The sequence below is a fragment of the Lactimicrobium massiliense genome (genome assembly GCF_900343155.1).
Lineage (GTDB): Bacteria > Bacillota_I > Bacilli_A > Erysipelotrichales > Erysipelotrichaceae > Bulleidia > Bulleidia massiliensis.
In genome coordinates this window covers 229,970-255,606 of record NZ_OUNG01000005.1, presented here as the reverse complement: position 1 = coordinate 255,606, position 25,637 = coordinate 229,970, and the positions used below count along the sequence as shown (strand labels likewise).

Below are 25,637 nucleotides of genomic sequence, written 5' to 3'. Positions count from 1 at the left end.
GCAGGAGGATAACAAAATGGCAGTTAAGCTTCGTTTGAAGAGAACCGGTGCAAAGAAGGCACCTAGATATCGTATTGTAGCAGCTGATTCCCGTTTCCCGAGAGACGGCCGCGATATTGAGACAATTGGCTATATCAACCCGACAACAGATCCTGAGACTGTAGTTCTCGATGCAGAGAAGGCTCTGGACTGGCTGAACAAGGGTGCACAGCCTTCTGATACGGTCCGCAACATTCTGTCCAGACAGGGTGTCATGAAGAGATTCCACGACCAGAAGGCAGCCGCCAAGGCCAAGAAGTAATCTGTATGTCGAATCTTGAAGAGGTGCTTTACAACCTTGTCAAGCCAATGGTTGACAATGTGGATGCCCTCAGGGTGGAAGAAAAGACATCTTCCAATCCAAGAGAGGTTGTCATTGGCATTCATGCGGATGATGAAGACATTGCCCGCCTGATTGGCCGCAAGGGTTCAATGGCCAGTGCACTGCGCCAAGTGATGAGTGTCGCTTCTCATCGTGAAGACAAAAAAGTGACAATCAAGTTCGAACAGGAAAAGGATGCTGACTGAACGGCATCCTTTTTACTTTGCTATAATAAGAATATGGCATATATCAAAATTGGAAAAATGATCAACACCCATGGCATACATGGGGAAATCAAGATTCAAAGCTGTTCAGACTTTGATCAAGAACGCTATACACCTGGCAATACGGTCTATCTGCTTTATCAGGGAGAATACAAGCCTTTGAAAGTAAAATCCTACCGTGTGCACAAAGGCTTTCCGCTTGCTGCCTTTGAAGGCCTCGAGAATATCAATGATGTCGAAATATACAAGGAATGCGGCCTGTATGTGGAAGACAGCCAGCGCTCACCCCTGCAGGATGGGCGCCACTATGTCAGTGAGCTGGAAGGCATGCAGGTCATTGATGAAGAAGGACATCTGCTTGGTACTGTCACCAGTATTGAGGAAACACTTGGCGCCAATCGCAATATGCGCATTGTCAAAACAGATGGAAAGGAAGCACTTATTCCTTACGTGCCAGCCTTCATCCGCAATGTTAATAGTGAAGAACGCACAATCACCATTCATGTGATCGGAGGCTTGTTGTGAGAATCAGCGTACTGACATTATTTCCGGAAATGTATGAAAATTTCCTGCATACATCCATCGTCGGCCGCAGTGTGGCATCCGGACTGGTGGATATTGATCTTGTGCAGATCCGGGCCTTTGCCCATGACCGGTACCGTCATGTGGATGATACACCGTTTGGCGGCGGGGCAGGCATGGTGATGAAATGCCAGCCGGTGCTGGATGCCATCGCTTCTGTGAAAACAGAGGATGCATGGACTGTCATGATGTCGCCAGCAGGTGAACCATACAGCCAGGCAAAGGCCCATCAGCTTTCCCAGAAGAAGCATCTGATTCTGCTGTGCGGCCACTATGAAGGGCTGGATGCACGGATCATAAACCATGTGGATGAAGCTGTCTCCATTGGAGATTACGTTCTGACCGGCGGAGAACTGGCTTCCATGGTCATCATCGACTCTGTGACCCGGCTGCTCAAAGGTGCCATTGCGGATGATTCCACCCGTGAAGAATCACATGAAAACGGTCTGCTGGAATATCCACAGTATACCCAGCCGGCTGATTACAACGGCGAAAAAGTACCTGCTATCCTATTATCCGGCAATCATGAAAAGATCCGTCAGTGGCGGCTTGTCCAGTCACTGCTTGAAACAAAGAAAAGAAGGCCTGACCTGTATGCCAGACATGTTCTGAGCAAAGATGAAGAAAAAGCCCTGCGTGCGTATGAGGAGGGAAAACTATGCTGAAATATACAGAAAAGGCAGAAACACCACTGAAATGGCATCGCTTCAACCAGGCTGTATTGATGCCGCTGATCATTCTTTCCGGCATCTATCTGACCATCTGCACCATTTGTGTGCGCATGGGCAGAAGCACCAGCTGGATGTTCAATACGGATGCACTGCTGGCACCCCAGGATGACAAATGGCTCTATTACATCAGTTTTGCCTTTGTTATTCTGGAAACACTGATTGTCCTGCAGGCATGGCTGCGCAGTTTCCGCTGGATCCGCAGCAGCTGGTGGTACCAGATGAGCCATTATCTCACACTGGTTTTGTATGCCTGCTATGCATTTTCCGAAATCTATCGGAAACATCTTTCGATGGTAATCGGCATGAACCTGCATCTCTATCTTGATTTCAGCATTTCCTCACGCTGGATTTTTCTGATTGCTGCCGTCATCCTGGCGCTGACCATCATGTACTGTGCACTCTCACTTGTCTACTATGGGGAAAGGCACCGCCTGTACCGCCGCATGGTTGTTGAAAAAGTAACGATCAGAAAACCGGAAAGCAGGCCTGCAGAAATCTCTGGCGCAATAGTAAATCAGCCGCAGGATGCAGAGAACGCTGACAGTCATATCCAACAGCCAGAAAAGAGCGTAGAGCAGGCAGAACAGAAGACAGAAGAGAAAGAACATGCAGCATCTGAAAAGCCGCAGAAGACAAAGCATGTGCTCTTCTCCTTGAAGCAGCATGAGAAAAAGGCAAAGAAGGAAGCAGTTCAGCAAGAGGAGACAGAGCCTGCACCAGAGCCGATTGCCGTTCCTTCTCCTTTGACAAAAGAACAGAAAGAACAATTGGAGCAGTCTGAACATGCTGCAAAGGTTTCTGAGCCAGAAGCAGCAGAACCCGTTTTGAAAGAAACTGTATCAACGGAGCAGGAAGCATCAAAACAGGAAGAACGCATGGCCATGGATGAAACAGTGGCTGTGACTGCTGCTGAAACAACAGAGAACGCCCAGGATCATCAGGAACAGATGCATCCAGCACCAGATGAAAGCACAGACAGCCAGAAGCCGCTTCCACCGGTGCGCTTCTGTTCACACTGCGGTGCAAAGCTGAAAGTTCCGGGTGCCAGGTTCTGTCCGGTATGCGGACAGCCCATTCATCCTGCAGAACAAGAAAAGATGGCAGATCATGACTGACTGTCATCTTTTTTTTCATTTTCTTCCATTTCCTGCCGGTATTCCTCAAAATACCGCTCCAGATACATCTTATGGGCAACGGTAATCACAATGTTTTCCAATGCCTGTGACACCGGACTGGAGGTTGCTGCACAGACGATGTGGTGGCTGGCATCCATCAGAGATGACAGCACTTCATGCAGCATGCTCCGAAACGCCTCATAGGCATGCTCATAACTGTCAAACTGATCCAGTGAGGACAGACACATCCGGATATGATCCATGGATAATACTGTCTTGGCAGTAGCAATAAAGATCAATCCCGCAATTTGATCGCGCGAATACGTTTTCTTGTGCGGTGAAGAAATCAGTTTCTGCTTCACATAATTGGAAACCATCGATCCCGTAATCTGCATTTCCGGAAAATCCTGCAGATAACTGTTGATGTACTTGACGACCTGATCGAGATACAGACCAACATCCGGAATTTCGCGGTAGGCAGGATATGTAAAGCTTTCTAAGATCGGCTGCAGTTTATTTGTATTCATGCTTTTATCATATGATCATAATCATTATTCGTCAATAAAGTATTTGAATCATATTGACAAGTTATTTAAAAACCGCTAGTATGATAACTGCAATCAGTTAATGAAAAACCGATCACAGGATATAGGAGGTGTTCATATGACCGTTATGAATCAGAATACAGTAGTAAATGAACGCAGAATGTTTACCGTCAAGGATCCGATCAGTGCTTTGACACATCTGATTGGCGCTATTGGTGCCATCCTGGGCATGCCGGCACTGCTGCTGCAGGGGGCACGTATGGGCAACTCCATGGCTGCACTTGGCTCCTACGCCGTGTTCATGCTGTCCATGATTATTCTGTACAGTGCTTCCACAACATACCATTCCTTCAGCATCAATGCCCGCGTTAACAAGATTCTCAAGAAGGTGGATCACTGTTCCATCTTCCTGCTGATTGCCGGCAGCTATACACCGGTGGCAGTCACCGTACTGCCCGGCAGAGAAGGCATGATTCTGTTAAGCATCGTCTGGACAATTGCCGTACTTGGCATCATCTTCAAGCTGTGCTGGGTTACCTGCCCAAAATGGGTGTCCAGCGTCATCTATACTGCCATGGGCTGGACAGCCATCTTCTTCATGAAAGATATCGTCGCCAATCTTTCCGCACCAGCCTTCTTCTGGCTGCTGGCAGGCGGTCTGTTCTACACGGTCGGTGCTGTGATCTATGCCATGAAGCCGACAATGTTTGAAAACAGAATTCCTGGATTTGGCAATCACGAGCTCTTCCACTGCTTCGTGCTGGCAGGCTCTCTGTGCCATTACATCCTTGTCTTCCAGTATCTGACAATGCTTGGATAATGATGAAAAATCATGCAGCTGTACGCGAACACGTACAGCTGTTTTTCTGCGTTCTGTCATCATTACCAGGAGGAGGTGGATGATGAAACGTAACGAAATTCTTCTGGATGCGTGCCATGCCATGGCAGCACAGAGTGATCTGAATGAGGAGGAGTGGCAGACGTTTGCCAACTGCTGCATTCTGGATGTGCCGGCTGTGGAGTGTGCCGCCTTGCTGCAGCGGGATCCAAGGCAGATTCGTGTGCTGTATACACAGGTTGCACTCTGTATGGCAAAAGAAGCACTTGGACAGTATCTGCAGACAGAAAGCATGTCTCCTGTGCAAAGAAAGCGCTTATAATATAAGAAGCGTTTTAGATAAGGAGACTATAATATGAGATTTGTAGATTTAATCGAGAAGAAAGCTGATGGGGGTATCCTGTCCAAAGAAGAAATTACGGATATGGTCAATGGCTTTGTGGCAGGAGATATTCCTGACTATCAGATGAGCGCCATGATGATGGCCATTTTGCAGAAAGATATGACCGATCAGGAAATTGCGGATCTGACGATGGCCATGATGCACAGCGGCGATGTGGTAGATCTTTCCGATCTGCCTGGCATCAAGCTGGACAAGCATTCCACCGGCGGCGTCGGTGATACAACCACACTGGTTGTTGCACCATTGGTCGCTGCCTGCGGCGGTACCGTTGCCAAGATGAGCGGCAGGGGCCTTGGCCATACCGGCGGCACGCTGGATAAGCTGGAAAGCATCCCGGGCACCTGCATTGAACAGCCTCTGGAAACATTCAAGGACATTGTCCGCAAGAACGGTGTGGCCGTGGTCGGCCAGACCGGCAACCTGGTACCGGCAGACAAGAAAATGTATGCCCTGCGTGATGTCACTGCAACTGTACGTTCCATTCCGCTGATTGCCAGCTCCATCATGTCAAAGAAACTGGCCAGCGGTGCCGATGCCATTGTCCTGGATGTCAAGACAGGCAGCGGTGCCTTCATGCGCACCAAGGAAGAAGCGTTCCGCCTGGCAAAAACCATGGTTAATATCGGCGCTTTGCTGCACAGACAGGTCAGAGCCCTTGTGACAGATATGGACCAGCCGCTTGGCAATGCCGTAGGCAATGCCCTTGAGGTACAGGAAGCCGTACAACTGCTCAGCGGGCAGATTCCGGAAACAGATCCTTTGTATGAGGTGTGCATTCTGCTTGGTGTACAGATGTTAATGATGGGCAAGCTTGCTGACAGTGAAGAAGATGCCAGAAACAAACTCAAGGCAGCCATTGCCGATGGCAGCGGCCTGAAGAAACTGCAGGGGATGATCACTCTGGAAGGCGGCGATGCCTCTTATCTGACGGTAGAAGGCATGAAGAAACTTGTTGCCGTAAAGCAGAAGGTGGATGTCAAAGCAAGCAGGGATGGCTACATCCATGGCATGCAGGCCGAAGAGATCGGCACGGCTGCTCAGATGCTTGGTGCCGGCAGAGCCAAGAAGGACGATATCATTGATCCGGCTGTTGGCCTTGTCATGAAAGTCAGATGCGGTGCGCAGGTTAAAAAGGGTGATACGCTGTGCACACTGTATGTCAATGATGACAAAAATCTTGCTGAGGTTGAAAGAATGCTGCAGGATGCCATTCACATTGCACCTCAGAAGCCAGAGCCATTCAAGATGGTATACGGCGTCTTCACAGACTGAAAAACTAGATTCAGATGATATGAAATATGCCTGATGGAAAGCCGTCAGGCATATTTTTTATGCAAAAGAAAAATCACCTTGCGGTGATCTGTTACTGGATCTGCATCATGTTTTTCAGCTTGCGGGCAATCGTGCGTGCCTCACTTTCCTCCAGCCACTGAATGCCATTTTCAGCATCCCGCTTGAGAATGATCGCAACCCCGCGGGCAGAAGGATCCCGGTAATTCAGCACCAGAATCGCATCATCATAGCGGGGAGAAGGTACTTCCGCTGCATTGTAGACAATCCGATACTCACGGCCTAGATCAGGCATTGATAACTCAACCAGTTCTCTTCTGCCATTGTAGCCGTCATCCAGCTGTTCCCGGATGACTTTGTTGGACTCATAGAAGACCGTATCCATGACATAGTCAGATGTATGGGCAACGTCCACTTTGGTCTTGCTGCTGTCTGTATAATATGTCCGCAATACCAGTGTTCCCTTGATGACATACGGCGCATTGGCACCATACAGTGCAACCGTATAGACCATATGGTGGCGGTAATCAAAAGGATAGTAAATCTGTTCTTCAGCCATCGGATACTCCTTTGCATTCAATAATATATGCAAAACTGCGTTTAAGCAAGATGCTGGATTCTGCTACAATAGCCCCGGAAAGTGACTGATCGATATGGAAATTGAGATTCTGCATCTGCTGGATGGGGCTGAAAAAGCCACTGGTACAGCAGTCGTGATTGATGTCTTCCGTGCCTTTTCCCTGGAGGCATATCTGTACCAGCGCGGGGCCGCATTGATCCTGCCGGTACAGACGGTTCAGGAAGCACTGGATCTGAAAAAAGAGCATCCGGAATATCTGCTGGCAGGAGAGCGGCATGGTGCCAAAGTTCAGGGCTTTGATGTCGGCAACTCACCAAGTGCCATCATGCATCTGGATGTCCAAGGCAAAACAGTGATTCATACAACCAGTGCCGGCGTACAGGGACTTCTGGCTGCATCCCATGCGGACGAGGTGATCAGCGGTGCTCTGGTCAATGCCGCTGCCATTGCCCGCTATCTGAAGAAGAAAAATCCTGACCATGTCAGCCTTGTCTGCATGGGCCTGGAGGCTAAGCGGGATACAGAAGAAGATGTATTGTGTGCGGAATACATCAGAAGTCTTCTGCAGGCAAAACCACTGGCGGACATTGACGAGCGCATTGATGCACTGCGCGATCAGGAAGGAAAGAAATTCTTTGATCCTGCCCAGCAGAATGTCTTTCCGCAGGCAGACTTCGGCCTGTGCACAAAGCGTGACTGCATGAACTTTGTCATTCAGGCACAGCATACACAGAAAGGGATCCAGATGGTGAAGATCGATGCCTAGAATGCCAGTGCCTGGACGCAAATACTTCTTCTTTGATATTGATGGCACATTGACCAATGATGCGGACCATCGCATTGTGCCAAGTGCCCAAAGAACCCTGCATGAGCTGGAAGACAATGGCCATTTTGTGGCTATTGCGACCGGACGTGCCCATTACAAAGCTGTATCCTTTACCAACAGCATCGACATTCATTCCCTTGTCTGTGCCGGCGGTGGATGTCTTGTCATCAATGACCGCATCATTGCCAATCATACGCTGGATCATGAGATGGCTGTGTCTTTGCTGCATCATGCTGATGCAGCAGGAATGGGATGGCTGGTTATGTATGATGACTCTGACAAGGTCATCATGAAAGATATGAAGTTCCTGGAACAGGCCGGCCTGCGCACAGAGCTGACAACATACATTCTGGATGAAAAGCTGAATCTTGCATCACTGCCGATCTATAAGATTTATCTTGCCATAACACCCTCACAGGAAAAAGCAAATCCCTGGATTGAACAGGCCGGATGGCTGCGTATGGGACCGGGCTATATCGTGTTCCAGTACGATGAGAAAAAGAAGGGTATCCTGGAAATGATGGATGCGCTGCACCATGATCCAAAGGATGTTGTCGTCTTTGGCGATGGCAAGAATGATCTTGTGATGTTTGATCCGCTCTGGTTTTCGATTGCCATGGGAAACGGGGCGGATGCTCTGAAGGAGCGGGCGGATTATGTTACTGCTGCCAATGTGGATGACGGTATTGAAAAAGCCTGCCTTCACTTTGGCTGGATCTGCAGAAAATGATTGCAAAGACTGCGTTATTCATGGTAATATCTTGAACGCGTATGTATATGCGCATCAGCTGTTCCGCTGGCCGCAGTTATTTGACTATGAGCAGATGATCATTCGATATATGGAGGAGAATATCATGGATCTCAGTTTGGTAAACAAAATCACACAGAATCAGATTCGTACAGATATCCCGGCATTCAAAGTCGGTGATACAGTCAGAGTTGACGTACGTATCAGAGAAGGTCAGAAGACCAGAATTCAGGCATATGAGGGTGTTGTTGTTGACAAGAACAACGGCGGCATCGGTGCTACCTTCACTGTCCGCAAGATGTCCAGCGGCATCGGCGTGCAGAGAACCTTCCCGGTCAACAGCCCGATCATTGACAAGGTAACTGTTGTCCGCAAGGGTAAGGTCAGAAGAGCTAAGCTGACATACCTCAAGGGTCTGTCCGCAAAGAATGCCCGTATCAAGGAAGACCGCTAAGTTTCTTCCTGCTGGTGATTGCCAGACAAACAGCCGTCTCGTCATCGAGATGGCTTTTTTTACGCATTTCTGCGTGATAGAATGAAAACCGTTATGAGTGAAGAAAACAAGAAAAACAACAACGACGAAAAAGAAGAAAAGATATCGTTCGGTGCGGATCTGGCAGGCTTTCTCAAGGATCTTCTGATCTCTGTACTGATCGTGCTGTTCATTGTCAAAGTCATTGCCCGCCCGGTGCAGGTCATCGGCAGCTCCATGTATCCAACCCTGCAGAATGGCGAGCTTGGCTTTTCCAATGTGATCGGCACAAAGATGGGCCATATCAAGCGTTTCGATGTCGTCATCATCTACCTGGAAGAAAAGAAGGAATATCTGGTCAAGCGCGTCATTGGCCTGCCTGGCGAGACAGTCAACTGCAAGGATGGCCAGCTGTATATCAATGGCGAGGCAGTCGATGAGCCGTTTCTCGATCAAGCCTATGTGGCACAATATGGTGATTCCTTCATGAGCGATGTTGAAGAAATCACGCTTGGTGATGATGAATACTACTGCCTTGGCGACAACCGGCCGCACAGTACCGATTCCCGCTATTATGGGCCATTCAAGAAATCGGATATTGTTGCCAAAGGCATCCTAGTATTCTGGCCTTTGAAGAAGATGGGGGTCCATACATGGTAAAGGTACAGTGGTATCCCGGTCACATGGAAAAAGCCAGAAGGCAGATGAATGAACGCCTGAAAGCAGTGGATATGATCATTGAGGTACGGGATGCACGTATTCCCAATGCCTCTGCCAATCCGCTGCTGAAAGAAATGGCACCAAACAAGCCCAGGCTGATCGTCCTTGCCAAAAGCGATATTGCGGATCCCGAAATTACAAAACAATGGCTGCAGGCGTTCCAGAAAGAAAACCAGATGGCCATTGCTTTGGATCTTTCCCATGATGCCCATGCCGGCCGGAAAGTCATTCAGGCATGCAGTACATTGATGCGCCCGATCCATGAAAAGCAGATTGCCAAAGGCATTCGTCCACGGGCTGCCAGAGCCATGGCCGCCGGCATTCCCAATGTTGGCAAAAGCACACTGATCAACCGCATTGCCGGCAAAAACACGGTCGCAGCCGCTGATAAGCCAGGTGTCACCAGATCATTAACATGGATCCATGCCGATAAAAGCGTCGATCTGCTCGATACACCAGGCGTTCTCTGGCCGAAGTTTGAAGATGACAGAACCGGATCCCTGTTAGCTGCATGCGGTGCTATCAACGAAACAATCCTGGATCTGAAAGCCATTGCCATGGATACCATCCATGCCATTCAGGATCTCTATCCTGGCATTCTGGAAAATGAATTTCATACCGGACATGTCAATCCCAACGGCATGCTCAAAGCCATTGCCAATGAACGGCACCTGCTGCTATGCGAAGGAGAGCCGGACACCAAACGCGCTGCCTCTGTCTTCCTGCATGAATTCCGCCGCGGCAAGTATGGTCCATTGACGCTGGAAAGGCCTTCCTGATGCCAAAGAAAATCTGTCCCAATACATATGAACATGAAGCCTGGGCAGCTGGCAGAAATGTGCTTGGCATGGATGAAGCAGGCAGGGGACCCCTGGCCGGTCCCTTGAGCGTAGCCGGTGTTATATTTCCCATTGGCTATGAAAATCCGGAAATTTATGACTCCAAGGCATTAAGCGAAAAGAAGCGTGAAGCGTTATATGACACAATTCTGGAAGATGCACTGTGGGCAATGGTGATCGAAGTCAGGGAAGCGGATATTGACCATTACAACATTTACCGCGCAGATCAGCTTGCCATGGAAGAAATTGCACGGGCAGCCAAAGCAGATGTGATTCTGAGCGATGCGATGCCGCTGCCGGATCTGGATCAGAAAACAATCGACCTGATCAAGGGAGACCAGAAAAGCATCTCCATTGCGGCTGCTTCCATTCTTGCCAAGGTCACAAGAGACAGGATCATGAAGGCATATGATGCCATCTATCCCGGCTATGGCTTTGCCCGCAACAAAGGCTATGGCACCAAAGAACATCTGGCTGCCATTGAAAAGCTTGGCATCACGCCGATTCACAGGCGCAGCTTCGCACCCGTCATGTATCATCAGACAAAGCTGGATCTTTTTTAAGGGATTCAGCTTTTTTTGCGGCCATAAGATGCTGGAGGACACAAACATGAATGATCGAGAAAGACTGGCAGGCTATGCCTGCCGCTTCCAGGGTGACTGGAAGCAGATCCAGCATGCATGGATGCATAACATAGACACAGATGAAACACCGGCGGATCCTTTTATCACCATTCTGGACAAAGAATACCCACCTCAGCTGAAGCAGCTGCAGTATGCGCCATGGGTATTGTTCTATGAGGGGGATATCACGCTTCTGCAGAAACGGATGATCACGCTGGTCGGCACAAGAAAACCCAGTGTGCAGGGAGCCCAGGCTGCCATTGCCATCACGTCCCGGCTGTGCAGACAGTTTGTGATCGTCAGCGGTCTTGCCAAAGGTGTTGACGGCATCTGCCACCGCACTGCACTTGTCCATCAGAAACCAACCATCGGTGTCATTGCCCATGGCCTGGATACGGTATATCCCATGGTGAACCAGGATCTTTATGCAGCAATGAAGCAGCAAGGACTGATCCTGTCAGAATTTCCCAGAGGCACACCAGTGCGCAAATACAGCTTTCCCTGGCGCAACCGTATTCTGGCGGCATTGTCAGAGGCCGTGATTGTCGTACAGGCAAGCGTGCACAGCGGTACGATGCATACAGTAAGGGAAGCACTGCAGCTGGGAAAAGAAATCTGGTGTGTGCCGCATCCTTTTCAGCAGGAGGAAGGATTTGGCTGCAATGCTCTGATTGATGACGGGGCAAGAATCCTGTACGATCTGGATCAGCTGCAGGAGATTGAACAAACAAAACCGGTTGAAAATGCAAAACGTTTCGTGTAAGGTAAGCCTTGTTACAAATTTTATGCGAAATCAAAGGGAAAAATGCAAATGAAGAATTTAGTCATTGTAGAGTCTCCATCAAAATCGAAAACGATTGGAAAATATCTGGGACCGGATTATACGGTCGTCTCCAGCAAAGGACATATCCGCGATCTAGCCATCAAAGGTAAAGATGGCCTTGGCGTAGACATTGACAATGGGTTTACGCCCGTATATGAAATCTCAAAAGACAAAAAAGATGTTGTCAAAGAGCTGAAGGATGATGCGTCCAAAGCACAGAATGTCTATCTGGCAACCGACCCGGATCGTGAAGGAGAAGCCATTTCCTGGCATCTGGCCCAGGTGCTGGATCTGCCCGAGGATGCTACGGACCGTGTCACCTTTCATGAAATCACAAAGAATGCAGTCAAGCAGGCATTCTCACAGCCCCGTCAGATTGATATGGATCTTGTCCATTCTCAGGAAACCAGAAGAATCCTGGACCGCATCATTGGTTTCAAGCTTTCCAAACTGCTGAAAAACAAGATCAAGTCCAAGTCTGCCGGCCGTGTACAGTCGGTTGCCTTGAAGCTGATTGTAGAGCGTGAAAAAGAAATCAAGGCATTCAAGCCCCAGGAATACTGGACGCTGGATGCCATCTTCCGCAAGGATGGCACTGGATTTACAGCAGCCCTGAGTAAAATCAATGCAGAAAAGGCACAGCTGCACAATGCAGAAGAAGCTGAAAAAGCATTCCAGGCATGCCAGGGTGAGTTTGAGATCACATCGATCAAGACCTCAGTGCGCTCCCGCCGCCAGCCGCTGCCGTTCATTACATCCACATTGCAGCAGGAAGCTTCCACCAAGCTTGGTTTTGCGGCCAAACGCACCATGTCCATTGCCCAGCGTTTATACGAAGGCATCGATATCGGTTCAGGCCAGGAAGGTCTGATCACCTATATGCGTACCGACAGTACCAGACTTTCGGATCTGTACATCAATGCCGGCCGCAAAAAGATTGAACAGGAATTTGGCAAAGAATATCTTGGCAGCTACCATGCTCACAATGATGCCAATGCCCAGGATGCTCATGAAGCAATCCGTCCGACCAACATCGAAAACACACCTGAGAAGATTAAGCCATATCTGACCAGTGAACAGTACAAGCTGTATCACATGATCTATGCCCGTGCGCTGGCTTCTTTGATGGCACCGGCACGCTTTGATGCGATGACAGTTGTACTGAGCCAGAATGGCCATGACTTTACAGCCAGCGGCTCCAAACTTGCCTTTGACGGCTTCCTGAAGGTCTACAAAGACTATGATGCCAGCAAGGATGTGCTGCTGCCGGTATTGGAACAGGGTGAAAAGATGCCGGCTGCATCCCTGCAGAAAAACCAGCACTTCACCGAACCGCCGGCAAGATACACCGAAGCAAAGCTGATCAAGGCAATGGAAGAGGAAGGTATCGGCCGTCCAAGTACGTATGCCATGATCATTGATACCATCCAGGCAAGAGGCTATGTCACGCTGGAACGTACGTCTCCTAAAAGCAGAACCAGAGTATTCTTCCCGACGGATCAGGGTATTCTGACAACCGAAAAGCTGGATGAATACTTTGCCAGCATCATCAATGTCAAATACACTGCACAGATGGAAACAAAGCTCGATGAAATTGCGGATGGTGAAGCCAGAGAACTGGATACGCTGACGGCATTCTGGCAGAAGTTTGAACCACTGCTGGATGCGGCCTATGAAGGCATGGAGAAGATCCAGCCGGAAAAAACAGGCGAGAAATGCCCGGTATGCGGCGGTGATCTGGTCTACCGGGTCGGCCGCTATGGCAAGTTCATTTCCTGCTCTAATTTCCCGACCTGCCGCTATACCAGACAGATCGAAACAGACAAAGAAAAGCCAGAGCCGATCGGCCGTACCTGCCCGGACTGCGGCGGTCAGCTGGTCAAGCGAAAAAACCGGTATGGTTCCTACTTTATCGGCTGTGCCAACTATCCTAAGTGCCACTACATGGAAAACATGCAGGGAGAGCGCGTGTACTCCAAGGCAGAAAAGGCTGCCATGAAGCAGGGAGATGGCAAAGAAGAAGACAGTACGAAACCTGCAAAGAAGACAACCGTCAGAAAGACGGCGCGCAAAACAACCGCTAAGAAAACATCGGCTAAAAAGACGGCAGTCAGGAAGACCGCTGCCAGAAAGACAGCTGCAAGGAACACAACAGCCAGAAAGACATCTTCCCGGACAAAGAAGACAGGTGAAGAGGCATGAAGCAGGCATATGTGATTGGTGCCGGCCTGGCGGGATCTGAGGCTGCCTGGCAGCTGGCAGAGCGTGATATCAAAGTAACATTGTATGAAATGAAACCGGTCAAACATTCAGCAGCCCATCATGAGGATACCTTTGCTGAGCTTGTATGCTCCAATTCATTACGCTCCAATGCATTGACCAATGCTGTTGGCGTACTCAAGGAAGAAATGCGTACAATCGGTTCTTTGATCATGGCAAAAGCTGATGAAAACCAGGTGCCGGCAGGCTCTGCTCTGGCCGTAGACAGAGAACGCTTTTCACAGGCTGTCACCGATGCCATCAACAGCCATCCCAATATCACGGTTGTCCATGAAGAAGTGGATCATATTCCAAACGAGCCATGTGTCATCGCTACCGGACCGCTTTCTTCACAGGCAATGGTAGATGCCATCGGCTCCCTGATCGATCAGAAGTACTGCTATTTCTATGATGCGGCAGCACCGATTGTGACAGCGGATTCCATCGATTACAGCAAGGCTTACTTCAAGAGCCGCTATGACAAAGGCAGCGCCGACTATCTCAACTGCCCAATGACACTGGATGAGTTTAATGCATTCTATGAGGCGGTAATCACTGCGAAAACAGCCGATCTGCACAGCTTTGAAAAAGAAGTCTACTTCGAAGGATGCATGCCTTTTGAAGTGATGGCAAAAAGGGGCAGAGATACATTGCTGTTTGGCCCGATGAAGCCGGTTGGACTGGAGAAGGATGGCGTGCGTCCCTATGCGGTTGTGCAGCTGCGCCGGGACAATGCGGAATCTTCCCTTTACAACATCGTCGGCTTCCAGACCCATCTGACCTGGGGTGAGCAGAAGCGCATCATCCATATGATCCCAGGTCTGGAAAATGCGGAGATTGTACGCTATGGCGTCATGCACCGGAATACCTATATCGATTCACCGGTTATCTTAAACGAAGGCTATCAATACAAAAACCGGAAGGATCTGTTCTTTGCCGGACAGATGACGGGTGTGGAAGGTTACATTGAAAGTGCTGCCTCCGGCATGCTGGCAGGGATCAATCTTGCCCATGTTCTGCATGAGGAACCGCTGGCTCCGGCTGATCGGGATACGATGATCGGCGCCATGTCCTATTATGTCAGCCATGCCGATCCGGCTCACTTCCAGCCGATGAATGCAAACTTCGGTATCATGCATTTAAGCGCCAATGTGAAGAAAAAAGACCGCAAGGCAGCCTATGCTCCGCAGTCTCTTGCATTGATCCGCCAGATGAAGGAATCCCATGTCCTTTGAAGACAGCCTGGATGGCTTTCTGAGCCAGATTTCCCGCAGCCGGACAGGTTCCAAGGACACCCGGGATGCCTATCACCGCGATGTACAGCGTTTTCTTTCCTATCTGGAAGATCAGAACATTACTTCGTTTGAAAATGTGACAAGAAATGATATTGCGGATTATATCACGCAGCTTCGCAGCGGCCATATCGGCGGCCATGTTCTGTCCAATGCCTCTTTTTCCCGCAATCTGTCTTCCCTGAAATCGTTCTGGCGGTATCTGAACCAGTATGAACATGTCCAGGCGAATCCCGTGCAGGCCTTCCATGGCTCACGCCATACACGCAAACTGCCGGAATATCTGACCTTTGATCAGATGGAGAGTCTTCTGAACACATTTGACTTATCAACATTGAATGGGGTACGTGACCGCTGCATCCTGGAAACCATGTACGCCTGCGGGCTGCGTGTCTCCGAGTGTGCCGGCATCCGCATCCAGGATGTCAGTCTTTCCGAAAACTATCTGCGGGTGCTGGGCAAGGAAAGCAAGGAGCGCATGGTGCCGTTCTATCCCAGATGCAGCCAGCTGTTAAAAATCTATCTGCAGCAGGTGAGGCCTTTGCTGATGCAGGGCCATCCGGAAAACGGCATCCTGTTTGTCAACCGCTTTGGCAAAGGCATCTCATCCCGTTCCATCCAGATCATGGTAGAAAAGGCAGGCATCAATGCCGGCCTGTATATCCATGTTCATCCACATATGATCCGCCACAGCTTTGCGACGCATCTGCTTGACAATGGCGCTGATCTGCGGGTCGTACAAGAACTGCTTGGGCATTCTTCTTTGTCGACGACCCAGATCTATACCCATCTGACACAGGACCGCCTGGCAAAGGTGGTGGAGGCGGCCCATCCGCATTCTTTGACAAATGAGGAAAAACAGCAGAAAACGGGCATTTCAGATGATAAAAAGCTTTGAAACAGATGCAGGTTATGATACCATACTTGAGGCATCTGTTTTTTTGATGCAGAAAAGACAGATGTACTTCTCACACAGTGAATTCACCATCCCGTGCATGCAGAGACTGTAAAGCATGCGGGCTGCATGTTGCTGGTGTTCGAAACTGTGGCGGAAAACAACGGAAAGCGAGGTAAAAATTAAAATGACTGTTGTTTCAATGAGGAAAATGCTCGAAAACGGTGTTCATTTTGGACATCAGACACGCAAGTGGAACCCGAAGATGAAGCAGTATATCTATACTGCCAAGAACAATGTTTACATCATTGATCTTGCCAAGACACAGGAACAGCTGGACAAGGCATATGCTGCCCTGAAGAAGATCACGGAAGACGGCGGCAAGGTTCTGTTTGTTGGTACCAAAAAGCAGGCACAGGCTACTGTGCTGGAAGAGGCAATCCGTTCCGGAAGCTTCTATGTCAACCAGAGATGGCTGGGCGGCACTCTGACGAACTTCAGAACGATCCAGAAGTCCATCAAGAAGCTGACTGACATTGAAGAGATGGAAACATCCGGCACCATTGAGCACTATACAAAGAAGGAGCAGGCTCTGCTTCTGAAGCAGAAGGATAAGCTGGAAAACTATCTCGGCGGTATCAAGGAAATGAAGAAGCTGCCGGATGCTCTGTTCATTGTCGATCCTCTGCAGGAGCACAATGCTGTCGAGGAAGCACGCAAGCTGAACATCCCGGTATTCGCACTGATTGATACAAATGCAGATCCGACCAAGGTGACATATCCGATCCCGGCCAATGATGATGCCGTACGTTCCATCAAGCTGATGGTCAGCGTCATCGCTGATGCTATCGTTGAAGCCAAGGGCGGCGTTCTGGAAGTTGCTCATCAGGAAGAAGAGGGTGAAGACATCACCATGAAGGATGTCATCATCAATGTTGAGCAGCAGGCTGCTGAATATGAGCGCAAGAGAAGACAGAGATTTGAAGAGCGCCGTGCCCAGATGGCTGCCGGCAATGGCCGCAATGGCCGCTTCTCCAATGGCAATGGTGAGCGCCGTGTATTCCGCAGAGACAGCCGCAACACAAATGCTGCTGCACCTGCCGCAAAACCTGCAGTAAAGAGTGAGGAAACTGTAAAGGAGGACAAGTAATTCATGGCAGCTGTAACTGTTGCAATGATCAAAGACCTGCGTGAAAGAACAGGCGCAGGCATGATGGACTGCAAGAAGGCTCTGACCGAGTCTGACGGCAATATCGAAAAGGCAATTGACTGGCTCCGTGAAAAGGGCATTGCCAAGGCTGCATCCAAGGAAGGCAGAATTGCTGCTGAAGGTCTTTCCAGAATTCTGGTGAAGGGTGACAAAGCCGCAATCGTTGAAGTCAACTCTGAGACTGACTTCGTTGCCAAGAACGAGAAGTTCCTGCAGCTGCTTGACAAGACACTGAACACTCTGATTGACTCCGATGCCAAGACAGTAGACGAGGCAATGGAGCTCAAGACAGAAGATGGCACACTGAAGGACACTTTTGTCGCTGCTGTTGCTACGATCGGTGAGAAGATCACCCTGAGACGCTTTGCCATCCTGAGCAAGCAGGATGACGAAGAGTTTGGTGCTTACATGCACCAGGGCGGCAGAATCTCTGCTTTGACACTGGTCAAGGGTACAGATGATCCGCAGGTAGCCAAGAATATGGCAATGCAGGTTGCTTCCATGAACCCGACATATGTTTCCAGAAACGATATGCCGAAGGAAATCGTTGATCATGAGCGTTCCATTCTGGAAGCTCAGCTCAAGGATGATGAGAAGCTTGCCAACAAGCCTGAGAAGGTCAAGGCTGGCATCATCGAGGGACGTCTGTCCAAGGATCTGCAGGATATGTGCCTGGTAGATCAGATGTTCTTCCTGGATCAGGATGTCAAGTGCGGCCAGTACCTCAAGGAGAACCATGCTGAGGTTGTGACATTTGTCAAATACAAGGTTGGCGAAGGCATCGAGAAGAAGAAGGATGACTTTGCGGCTGAAGTTGCGGCAATGGCCCAGAAGTAAGCATTTATCCAAAAATGACGCAGACATTGTTCTGCGTTTTTTTATGCGCTGCTGCAAGTTTCAACGTATGATAACAGTGAGGTGAAAACATGATTGACACAGTCATATTTGATGTTGGCGGCGTATTGGCCAACTATGAACAGAAAACCTACTTCATGCATCTTGGTTACAGTGAAGAGATGAGTGAGAAACTCAAGAAAGCAACAATGGACCATCCGGCATGGAAGGAGTATGACCGCGGTGTACTGACAGATGAAGAAGTCAGAAACAGATTTAAGAAAGATGCCCCGGAGCTTGCAAAAGAGATTGATTCATCATTGATACATATGCATGGACTTGTTACCCGCCGAGATACTTCCATTCCATGGATCAAATCTCTCAAGAAGAAAAACATCAAAGTGTATATACTCTCCAACTTTGCAAAGACAGCACTTCTTGACTGTGCAGATGCGCTGGACTTCAGGCAGTATTGCGATGATTGTTTCTTTTCTTGTGAGCACAAAGTCATCAAGCCGGACCCGGCCGCATTTCTGACCCTGTTCTACCTGTTCCATATAGATCCCTGCCATGCTGTATTCATCGACGATACGCTGCCTAATATCATATCCGCCAGGCAGTTTGGCCTGCATGGTATACATTATCAATCCCAGATGCAGGCAGAAGCAGAACTTGAGAAACTGCTGATGATGAAAAATGACTGACACCAAAAAAGTGATCCCTGTTCCGGTACGCATCATGTGCGATGCCAGTACAAAGATCACTCTTCTTTTTCTCAGATACGCTTCAATACAAAATGCAGCAGGAAACCTTCTCTGACACCATAATCACTGGATACAAATTCCTGAATGCCGAAGCTTTTGGCAGCTGCTGCCAGCATTCCAAGCCCTGGCACGAGCACTGGGAGACGGTCAGGTGTAACATTTTCCTTTGCGGCTTTCTGCCAAAAGGGATCTTCTTTTTTCAATCCTTCATACAGGGCAAGCAGATCTGCAGTGAAAAACCGTGCCTGGCTGCTGCCAGTGACAGCTTCTACGGTCTTGCGGCATGCTCTTATTGTTCCGCCGACACCGACGGCAACTGGGCTGTTGAGCATCTGCGGATGGATCGTTCTCATCTTTTCAATTTCCGTTTCTGAAATCTGCGGATCAGGTGCCATTGTTGAAAGACGCACACAGCCAAGCGGAATGGATACCGCATCCAGAATCCGGTCCTTTGCAAAGCTGACAAATTCTGTTGATCCACCGCCAATATCGATCATCAGTCCATCATGAATCGTCCTGTCAAGGCTGGTACCATAAAAGTCGCACATTGCTTCTTCCTCACCTGTTAACAGTCTGACATTGTCCAGGCCTGCTTCTTTGATTGCAGAAAGGAAGGCCTCTTGATTGATCAGATTCCGGCCGCATTCCGTTACGTCCCCATAGATCTCACTGACATGCATATCCTGACACTTTTCAAGATATCCTCTGATGATGTTCTGTGCTTTCTGCAGACCTTCATCACTCATTTTATGATCATGAATGCATGCGACAAGATGCGCTGCGATAGACTGATAATACAGCTGGTGAAGGCCGGTATCATCCATCTGGTAGATGACAAGTACGATGGTATTGGAGCCAATATCAATAATGGCGGTTGTATGCATACGGATTCCTCCCGGGTGACATTATACTGACAGGCTCATGAAAATGCAGAAGAAATCCGTGCTGTCATGCTATAATAAATGCCAGAAAGAACAATCAGGAGGAATATCATGTATAAACGTGTCTTACTGAAACTGAGCGGAGAAGCATTGTCCGGGACACAGGGTTCTCCTTTTAATGCAGCAGTACTGGATGATCTTGCGGACGAAATCGGACAGGTTCAAAAAGCAGGCATTCAGGTTGCCATTGTTGTCGGCGGCGGAAATTTCATCCGCGGCAAGATGGCTGTGGAGCTTGGGATGGAGCGCACACAGGGAGACCACATGGGCATGCTGGCAACAATCATCAATGCTCTGGCGATTCAGTCCACACTGGAAAAGCATGGCATTGATACCCGCGTACAGACATCCATCAGTATGCCGGAAGTTGCTGAGCCATTTATTGAAAGAAGAGCAGTAAGACATCTGGAAAAGGGCAGGGTCGTCATCTTTGGCGGCGGCACCGGCCTGCCGTATTTCTCTACCGATACAACGGCAGCACTGCGGGCATCTGAAATCAAGGCAGATGTGATTCTGATGGCAAAAAATGGTGTAGACGGCGTCTATTCGGCGGATCCTAAGAAAGATCCCAATGCCGTGCGGTTTGACACACTGACATATATGGATCTGCTGGAAAAAGGACTGCAGGTCATGGATGCTACAGCTACATCGCTGTGCATGGACAATCAGATGGAGATCATGGTCTTCAACATGAACCAGAAGGGCAACATTGTCAAAGCATGCATGGGTGAAGATATTGGAACAATTATAAAAGGAGAAAAATAACTATGTCGTACCCGATTATTGAAAGCAGCAGTGAAAAGATGGATAAGGTGATTGAGCACCTGCATGCAGAGCTCAATCAGATCCGTACCGGCATGGCCAATGCCAAGATGCTGGACAGAGTGGAAGTGGAATACTATGGCACACCGACTCCGCTCAACCAGATTGCCGGTATTTCCGTGCAGGAAGGCAGAACGCTCGTCATCAAGCCGTATGATCCTTCTTCCCTGAAAGATATCGAAAAGGCCTGTAACCAGGCAAACCTCGGTATTGCCCCGCGCAATGACGGCACCGTGATTCGTCTGACTGTACCGGAACTGACTGGCGAAACCCGTAAGGAAATGACCAAGAAGGTTTCCAAGGTTGCAGAGGAATGCAAGGTGCAGATCCGCAACATCCGCCGTGATGCAAATGATGCTGTCAAGAAGGACAAGACACTGGATGAGGATATGCAAAAGGATGCAAAGGAAGAAATCCAGAAGCTGACTGACAAGTATATCAAAAAGATTGAAGATACAGCTGACAAGAAGTCTGCTGAAGTTCTCAAGGTTTAATGACAGAAACGCAGAAACGCATGGCAGAAAGTTCATGCGTTTTTGTGCCGTTAAAGTTGAACAAGACTATAATGAAGACAGAACCCATCTGGGATGAAAAGGAGAACGAATATGGATAAGTATCAGTGCCCGTGCGGATATGTGTATGATCCGGAAGTTGGTGATCCAACGCAGGGAATCAAGCCTGGCACAAAGTTTGAGGATCTGCCGGAAGACTGGGTCTGCCCGGTATGTGCATTGCCGAAGTCTGCTTTTACCAAGGTTGAGTAGACACAAGAGAGGATGCTGTCTATGGCATTCCTCTTTTTTTATGGGCATGCATGGTATAATACGTACCGAGGTGGAGTATGAAAGAATGCAAACACGTCGCCATCATTATGGATGGCAATGGGCGCTGGGCCAAGGCCAAAGGCCTGCCGCGCACTGCCGGCCATAAAGTTGGTGCAGATAATGTCAGAACCATTGCGATTGCGGCAGACAAACTTGGTGTGAAATATCTGACTCTCTATGCGTTTTCAACCGAAAACTGGAAACGCTCCAAGGATGAAGTCAGCTATCTGATGAAGCTGCCTGCATACTTGTTCAAAATGTATATGCAGGAATTTCTGCAGAGAGGCTTCAGAATCAGGCTGATCGGTGATCTGTCTGCACTTCCTGAAGCAACCCGCCAGGTCCTGCTGGATGCGGCAGATGAGTCCAAGGACAACACCGGCCTCAATCTGGTCATTGCCATTAACTATGGCTCCCATGATGAGATTGTCCATGCGGCAGTTTCCTATGCAAAGGATGTCAAGGAAGGAAAGGCAGATCTGAACCTGACACCGGAAAAGTTTGAACAGTACCTGTATACAAAGGATTTCCCGCCGGTTGATCTGCTGATCAGAACAAGCGGTGAGCAGCGTATTTCCAACTATCTGCTTTGGCAGATTGCCTATGCCGAACTGGAATTTATACCGGAATCCTGGCCTGAATTCACCCCTGATGTATTAAAGCGCTGTCTGGAAGAATATTCCCACCGTGACCGGCGCTTTGGCGGTGTCAAAGATGAGTAAGAGCATGATGATCAAGATTGCTACAGCAATTGTATTGATTGCTGTGGCGGTCCCGCCTCTGGTATTAGGCGGTATTCCGCTGAAGATCCTGTGTGCTGTCATTGCCGTACTGGCTGGCTGTGAAATTGCCAGTCTGAACAAAGAAAAGAACAAGTGGCTGACAGCCATTCTCAACATTGCAGCAATCTTTGCCATGGTCGTTGCACCTGTGGATCAGTTTGTTATGGTCTGTGCCTTCTATGTCACAGTCCTGTTTGCCATTGTCATGTTTGATGAAACCACGACAGCAGAATATGCAGCCTATTCCTTTCTGATTTCCTGCCTTGTCGGCATGGCACTGCTTGGCCTGAACAATCTGTATACATTCCATAACGGGTTTCTATTGACACTGTATGTCGCCATTGCCTGCTATGGCTGTGATACCGGTGCCTATTTCTTCGGCGTTTTCCGCGGCAAACACAAGATGATTCCGCGCGTCTCTCCTCATAAGACATGGGAGGGCAGTATCGGCGGCTATTGCACTGGTGCACTGCTGTCCATGCTGTGGGGATTCTGCCTGTGCCGCGATATGATGCCAGCCGGCATGATCATCGCCGGTTCACTGACACTGCCACTGCTGGCCCAGCTTGGTGATCTTTCTTTCTCCAGCATCAAGAGACACTTCGGCATCAAAGACTTCGGCAGTATCTTTCCGGGACATGGCGGTATTCTTGACCGCATTGACAGTATGATCTTCTGCCTGCTGTTCTTCCATGCACTGCTCGTGCTGGGAGGCCTGCTATGACACGCAAACGGCTCGTCTTGTTAGGGGCATCCGGTTCCATCGGCACCCAGACAATCGATATCGTCCTGCAGCATCCTGATCTTTTTGAAATCAAGGCTCTCAGTGTCGGTCATAACATTGACTGCCTGCGCAAAATACTTGCAAAAGTAAAAGCAGATCAGGTGTGTGTCATGGAAAAACAGGATGCACAGCAGCTTTCTGCAGACTATCCGCACATTCACTTTGTCTATGGCGATGAAGGATTGCTGACACTGGCAGAAAGAGATGATTATGATGTGCTGGTCAATGCACTGGTTGGCTTTGTGGGGTTTGCACCGACACTGGCTGCGATTCAGAAAAAGCACAACATTGCTCTGGCCAACAAGGAGACACTTGTGGTAGGCGGTGAGCTGATCAAGCGGGCCCTGCATCAATATGGTGTCAGCCTGTATCCGATTGATTCTGAACACAGTGCGATCTTCCAGTGCCTGCAGGGAAACAGAAGGCAGGATGTCAAGCGTCTGTGGATTACCTGTTCCGGCGGTGCATTCCGCAATAAGAGCAGAGACGAACTGCAGAATGTAACTGTGGAAGATGCCCTGGCCCATCCCAACTGGTCCATGGGTGCCAAGATCACGGTTGACTGTGCCAATCTGATGAACAAGGGCTTTGAAGTCACCGAAGCACACTGGCTGTTTGATATGCCGTATGATGATATCAAGGTGCTGATGCATCCACAATCCATTGTACATTCCATGGTGGAATACGCTGACCATTCCATCATTGCCCAGCTTGGTGCTGCCGATATGCGCCTGCCGATTCAGTATGCCTTGACCTGGCCTGAGCGGTATGACTTCCATGAGGAACATCCGCTGGATCTGGCCATGGCACCGGATCTGCATTTTGAAAATCCAGATACAGAGCGCTTTCCATTGCTTGCTTTAGCCTATGAAGCAGGAAAGAAGGGCGGCAACCTGGATGCGATCATGAATGCGGCCAATGAAGCGGCCAATCTGGCCTTCCGCCAGCACAAGATTCCGTTCCTGATGATTGAGGAGATTGTCATATCAGCTGTGCATGAAGCACCGTACAAACAGGTCAATGATGTACAAGACCTGCTGGATGCGGATGCCTGGGGGCGTCACTATGCACAGTCCAAAATAGAGGAGTATTTGAATTAATGGTAATTACACTCATCCTGTTTTTTCTGCTGCTGTCTGTCATTATTACGATTCATGAAGCCGGCCACCTGTTTGCGGCGAAAAAGTTCGGTGTCTACTGCTATGAATTTTCTTTTGGCATGGGCCCGGTGATCTTCAAGCGCCAAAAAGGAGAAACCCAGTATTCCATCCGTGCTCTGCCAATCGGCGGTTTTGTCGCCATGGCAGGAGAACAGGATGGCGATGAAGCCTATCCGGATGTACATGTGCCGGAAGGCAGAAGGCTGACGGAACAGAAGTGGTGGAAGAAAGTCATCATCATGCTGGCAGGCGTCTTCATGAACTTCGTGCTGGCATATGCGATCTTTGTCGGCATTGCTCTGGCAGCCGGCGGCGTACAGATGTCACCGGAGCCAGTTGTCGGCTCGGTTGTGGCAAGCAGTCCGGCAGAGCAGGCAGGCTTTGAAGCAGGAGACAGGATCATCAAGATTACAGCCGAAGACGGCTCTTCAGTAAAGCCAAAGACTTTCCTGGACATGCAGTCGTTCAATACGGAAGGACAGGCATGTGTCTATACAGTCGAAAGAGATGGACAGACGCTTGAATTGACTGTAACACCTGCATACGATGCAGAGTCCGGTGCTTACCTGATCGGCATCACATCAGTAGAAGGTAAATACGTCAAGGTAACCCCAGCGAACTGTCTGTATTTTGGCGGCTATTACATGGTGACAATGACAAGACTGATGTTCCAGGCAATTGGAACCATCTTCCATGGTTCTGGCCTGAAGCAGTTATCTGGACCGGTTGGCATTTATAAGGCAACCGGACAGGCCGCATCCATGGGCTTTGGCAGCTACATGCTGCTGATTGCAGAGCTGAGCCTGAATGTCGGCATCTTCAATCTGCTGCCATTGCCGGTACTGGATGGCGGACAGGTTGTGATCACGCTTGGCGAAGCCATCTGCCGCCACAAGCTCAACGAGAAAGTCAAGACAGGTCTGATGCTTGGCTGCTGGGCACTGCTGATTGTGCTGATGGTATTTGTCACATGGAAGGATATTGCCAGCCTGTTTGCATAAAATAATCTTGAGTATTTGAAAACATGGTGCACAAAGCCATGTTTTTTCATTTATAATATCCGGGAAGACAAATCTTCTGCTTTTTTCGTATTATGAAAGATAACAGCTGTCATCTCAGCTGCACATGCAGATTCGACGTAAACTTCTCTGGCATCTGGTTCAACATTGGAACAACGGCCAGATCACATCTGTTTCATCCAGAAGGGATGATGCTGCAGATGCGGTACGTACTTTACCCTGAACAAGTAAGTTGACCGCAGAATGCAGATCACATCATGCCATCTGCTGGAACAGTGTGCGCCTGCAGGATTGCACATAAGCGGAGTCGTCAGTCCGCCGACATTGGTGT

31 protein-coding genes are annotated in these 25,637 nt (G+C 49.2%); 28 read left to right on the top strand and 3 right to left on the bottom strand.

Annotated features, from left to right (window positions below):
• The first annotated feature begins 16 nt into the window (after positions 1–16).
• The 5 genes from rpsP to DHU66_RS10475 are packed head-to-tail and all read left to right on the top strand — an operon-like array spanning position 17 to position 3,013.
• Complete coding sequence (gene rpsP, locus DHU66_RS10495) at positions 17–301, top strand: 30S ribosomal protein S16 (RefSeq protein WP_108775907.1); 285 nt, start codon at positions 17–19, stop codon at positions 299–301.
• A gap of 5 nt (positions 302–306) precedes the next feature.
• Entirely contained in the window at positions 307–567 is a 261-nt protein-coding gene (locus tag DHU66_RS10490) for a KH domain-containing protein (RefSeq protein WP_209451807.1), read from the top strand.
• A gap of 33 nt (positions 568–600) precedes the next feature.
• Positions 601–1,110, top strand: coding sequence for a ribosome maturation factor RimM (gene rimM, locus DHU66_RS10485; protein WP_108775905.1), 510 nt, complete (start codon positions 601–603; stop codon positions 1,108–1,110).
• Entirely contained in the window at positions 1,107–1,832 is a 726-nt protein-coding gene (gene trmD, locus DHU66_RS10480) for a tRNA (guanosine(37)-N1)-methyltransferase TrmD (protein ID WP_108775904.1), read from the top strand. Before rimM ends, trmD begins: the two co-directional genes overlap by 4 nt.
• Positions 1,826–3,013: a zinc-ribbon domain-containing protein gene (locus DHU66_RS10475; protein ID WP_108775903.1), complete on the top strand. Its 1,188-nt coding sequence runs from the start codon at positions 1,826–1,828 to the stop codon at positions 3,011–3,013. The genes trmD and DHU66_RS10475 overlap by 7 nt, the downstream gene beginning before the upstream one ends.
• Here DHU66_RS10475 and DHU66_RS10470 read toward each other — a convergent pair.
• Positions 3,004–3,540 carry a DUF1836 domain-containing protein gene (locus DHU66_RS10470; RefSeq protein WP_108775902.1) on the bottom strand — a complete coding sequence of 179 codons (537 nt, stop codon included), beginning with the start codon at positions 3,538–3,540 and terminating at the stop codon, positions 3,004–3,006. The genes DHU66_RS10475 and DHU66_RS10470 overlap by 10 nt on opposite strands.
• 136 nt (positions 3,541–3,676) lie before the next feature.
• Here DHU66_RS10470 and trhA point away from each other — a divergent pair, with 136 nt between their 5' ends.
• The 3 genes from trhA (at position 3,677) to DHU66_RS10455 (ending at position 6,071) form a co-directional block, all read left to right on the top strand.
• On the top strand, positions 3,677–4,378 hold the full coding sequence (gene trhA, locus DHU66_RS10465; protein ID WP_108775901.1) for a PAQR family membrane homeostasis protein TrhA: 702 nt from the start codon (positions 3,677–3,679) through the stop codon (positions 4,376–4,378).
• Between the two features lie 79 nt (positions 4,379–4,457).
• Complete coding sequence (locus DHU66_RS10460; protein WP_108775900.1) at positions 4,458–4,718, top strand: hypothetical protein; 261 nt, start codon at positions 4,458–4,460, stop codon at positions 4,716–4,718.
• Between the two features lie 33 nt (positions 4,719–4,751).
• On the top strand, positions 4,752–6,071 hold the full coding sequence (locus DHU66_RS10455; RefSeq protein ID WP_108775899.1) for a thymidine phosphorylase: 1,320 nt from the start codon (positions 4,752–4,754) through the stop codon (positions 6,069–6,071).
• A 91-nt stretch (positions 6,072–6,162) separates the two neighbouring features.
• On the opposite strand, the gene DHU66_RS10450 is transcribed toward DHU66_RS10455, so the two are convergent.
• Positions 6,163–6,648, bottom strand: coding sequence for a hypothetical protein (locus DHU66_RS10450; RefSeq protein ID WP_108775898.1), 486 nt, complete (start codon positions 6,646–6,648; stop codon positions 6,163–6,165).
• A gap of 94 nt (positions 6,649–6,742) precedes the next feature.
• Between DHU66_RS10450 and DHU66_RS10445 the strand changes: the two genes are divergently transcribed.
• The 13 genes from DHU66_RS10445 to DHU66_RS10385 all read left to right on the top strand — a co-directional run bounded on the left by DHU66_RS10445 (position 6,743) and on the right by DHU66_RS10385 (position 18,914).
• Entirely contained in the window at positions 6,743–7,435 is a 693-nt protein-coding gene (locus DHU66_RS10445) for a 2-phosphosulfolactate phosphatase (protein WP_108775897.1), read from the top strand.
• Positions 7,428–8,225 (top strand): HAD-IIB family hydrolase, encoded by a 798-nt coding sequence (locus tag DHU66_RS10440; RefSeq protein WP_245309520.1) that lies wholly within the window; start codon positions 7,428–7,430, stop codon positions 8,223–8,225. The genes DHU66_RS10445 and DHU66_RS10440 overlap by 8 nt, the downstream gene beginning before the upstream one ends.
• Before the next feature lie 124 nt (positions 8,226–8,349).
• Complete coding sequence (rplS, locus tag DHU66_RS10435; RefSeq protein ID WP_108775928.1) at positions 8,350–8,697, top strand: 50S ribosomal protein L19; 348 nt, start codon at positions 8,350–8,352, stop codon at positions 8,695–8,697.
• 93 nt (positions 8,698–8,790) lie between these two features.
• Positions 8,791–9,375: a signal peptidase I gene (lepB, locus tag DHU66_RS10430; protein WP_108775895.1), complete on the top strand. Its 585-nt coding sequence runs from the start codon at positions 8,791–8,793 to the stop codon at positions 9,373–9,375.
• Positions 9,369–10,214, top strand: a complete 846-nt coding sequence (ylqF, locus tag DHU66_RS10425) for a ribosome biogenesis GTPase YlqF (RefSeq protein WP_108775894.1) — start codon at positions 9,369–9,371, stop codon at positions 10,212–10,214. The genes lepB and ylqF overlap by 7 nt, the downstream gene beginning before the upstream one ends.
• Entirely contained in the window at positions 10,214–10,837 is a 624-nt protein-coding gene (locus DHU66_RS10420) for a ribonuclease HII (protein WP_108775893.1), read from the top strand. Before ylqF ends, DHU66_RS10420 begins: the two co-directional genes overlap by 1 nt.
• A 46-nt stretch (positions 10,838–10,883) precedes the next feature.
• The gene (gene dprA / locus DHU66_RS10415) at positions 10,884–11,660 is read left to right on the top strand and encodes a DNA-processing protein DprA (RefSeq protein ID WP_108775892.1); all 777 of its coding nucleotides are present in this window, start codon (positions 10,884–10,886) and stop codon (positions 11,658–11,660) included.
• A gap of 48 nt (positions 11,661–11,708) precedes the next feature.
• A complete protein-coding gene (topA, locus tag DHU66_RS10410) occupies positions 11,709–13,922 on the top strand; it encodes a type I DNA topoisomerase (protein WP_108775891.1) in 2,214 nt (737 codons plus the stop codon).
• Positions 13,919–15,214: a methylenetetrahydrofolate--tRNA-(uracil(54)-C(5))-methyltransferase (FADH(2)-oxidizing) TrmFO gene (gene trmFO, locus DHU66_RS10405; RefSeq protein ID WP_108775890.1), complete on the top strand. Its 1,296-nt coding sequence runs from the start codon at positions 13,919–13,921 to the stop codon at positions 15,212–15,214. The genes topA and trmFO overlap by 4 nt, the downstream gene beginning before the upstream one ends.
• The gene (locus DHU66_RS10400; RefSeq protein WP_108775889.1) at positions 15,204–16,169 is read left to right on the top strand and encodes a tyrosine recombinase XerC; all 966 of its coding nucleotides are present in this window, start codon (positions 15,204–15,206) and stop codon (positions 16,167–16,169) included. Before trmFO ends, DHU66_RS10400 begins: the two co-directional genes overlap by 11 nt.
• 184 nt (positions 16,170–16,353) lie before the next feature.
• The gene (gene rpsB, locus DHU66_RS10395) at positions 16,354–17,316 is read left to right on the top strand and encodes a 30S ribosomal protein S2 (RefSeq protein ID WP_108775888.1); all 963 of its coding nucleotides are present in this window, start codon (positions 16,354–16,356) and stop codon (positions 17,314–17,316) included.
• A gap of 3 nt (positions 17,317–17,319) precedes the next feature.
• Positions 17,320–18,213 (top strand): translation elongation factor Ts, encoded by an 894-nt coding sequence (tsf, locus tag DHU66_RS10390; protein WP_108775887.1) that lies wholly within the window; start codon positions 17,320–17,322, stop codon positions 18,211–18,213.
• Between the two features lie 89 nt (positions 18,214–18,302).
• Complete coding sequence (locus tag DHU66_RS10385; RefSeq protein WP_108775886.1) at positions 18,303–18,914, top strand: HAD family hydrolase; 612 nt, start codon at positions 18,303–18,305, stop codon at positions 18,912–18,914.
• Between the two features lie 71 nt (positions 18,915–18,985).
• On the opposite strand, the gene DHU66_RS10380 is transcribed toward DHU66_RS10385, so the two are convergent.
• Positions 18,986–19,858 carry a Ppx/GppA phosphatase family protein gene (locus tag DHU66_RS10380; protein WP_108775885.1) on the bottom strand — a complete coding sequence of 291 codons (873 nt, stop codon included), beginning with the start codon at positions 19,856–19,858 and terminating at the stop codon, positions 18,986–18,988.
• Between the two features lie 108 nt (positions 19,859–19,966).
• Between DHU66_RS10380 and pyrH the strand changes: the two genes are divergently transcribed.
• The 7 genes from pyrH to rseP all read left to right on the top strand — a co-directional run bounded on the left by pyrH (position 19,967) and on the right by rseP (position 25,288).
• On the top strand, positions 19,967–20,680 hold the full coding sequence (gene pyrH / locus DHU66_RS10375) for a UMP kinase (RefSeq protein WP_108775884.1): 714 nt from the start codon (positions 19,967–19,969) through the stop codon (positions 20,678–20,680).
• A 2-nt stretch (positions 20,681–20,682) separates the two neighbouring features.
• Positions 20,683–21,231, top strand: a complete 549-nt coding sequence (gene frr, locus DHU66_RS10370) for a ribosome recycling factor (protein WP_108775883.1) — start codon at positions 20,683–20,685, stop codon at positions 21,229–21,231.
• Positions 21,232–21,342: 111 nt separating this feature from the next.
• A complete protein-coding gene (locus DHU66_RS10365; RefSeq protein ID WP_108775882.1) occupies positions 21,343–21,501 on the top strand; it encodes a rubredoxin in 159 nt (52 codons plus the stop codon).
• Between the two features lie 77 nt (positions 21,502–21,578).
• On the top strand, positions 21,579–22,283 hold the full coding sequence (gene uppS / locus DHU66_RS10360) for a polyprenyl diphosphate synthase (protein ID WP_108775881.1): 705 nt from the start codon (positions 21,579–21,581) through the stop codon (positions 22,281–22,283).
• On the top strand, positions 22,276–23,067 hold the full coding sequence (locus DHU66_RS10355) for a phosphatidate cytidylyltransferase (protein WP_108775880.1): 792 nt from the start codon (positions 22,276–22,278) through the stop codon (positions 23,065–23,067). Before uppS ends, DHU66_RS10355 begins: the two co-directional genes overlap by 8 nt.
• Complete coding sequence (locus DHU66_RS10350; RefSeq protein ID WP_108775879.1) at positions 23,064–24,227, top strand: 1-deoxy-D-xylulose-5-phosphate reductoisomerase; 1,164 nt, start codon at positions 23,064–23,066, stop codon at positions 24,225–24,227. The genes DHU66_RS10355 and DHU66_RS10350 overlap by 4 nt, the downstream gene beginning before the upstream one ends.
• A complete protein-coding gene (gene rseP / locus DHU66_RS10345; protein ID WP_245309517.1) occupies positions 24,227–25,288 on the top strand; it encodes an RIP metalloprotease RseP in 1,062 nt (353 codons plus the stop codon). Before DHU66_RS10350 ends, rseP begins: the two co-directional genes overlap by 1 nt.
• Positions 25,289–25,637: the final 349 nt, after the last annotated feature.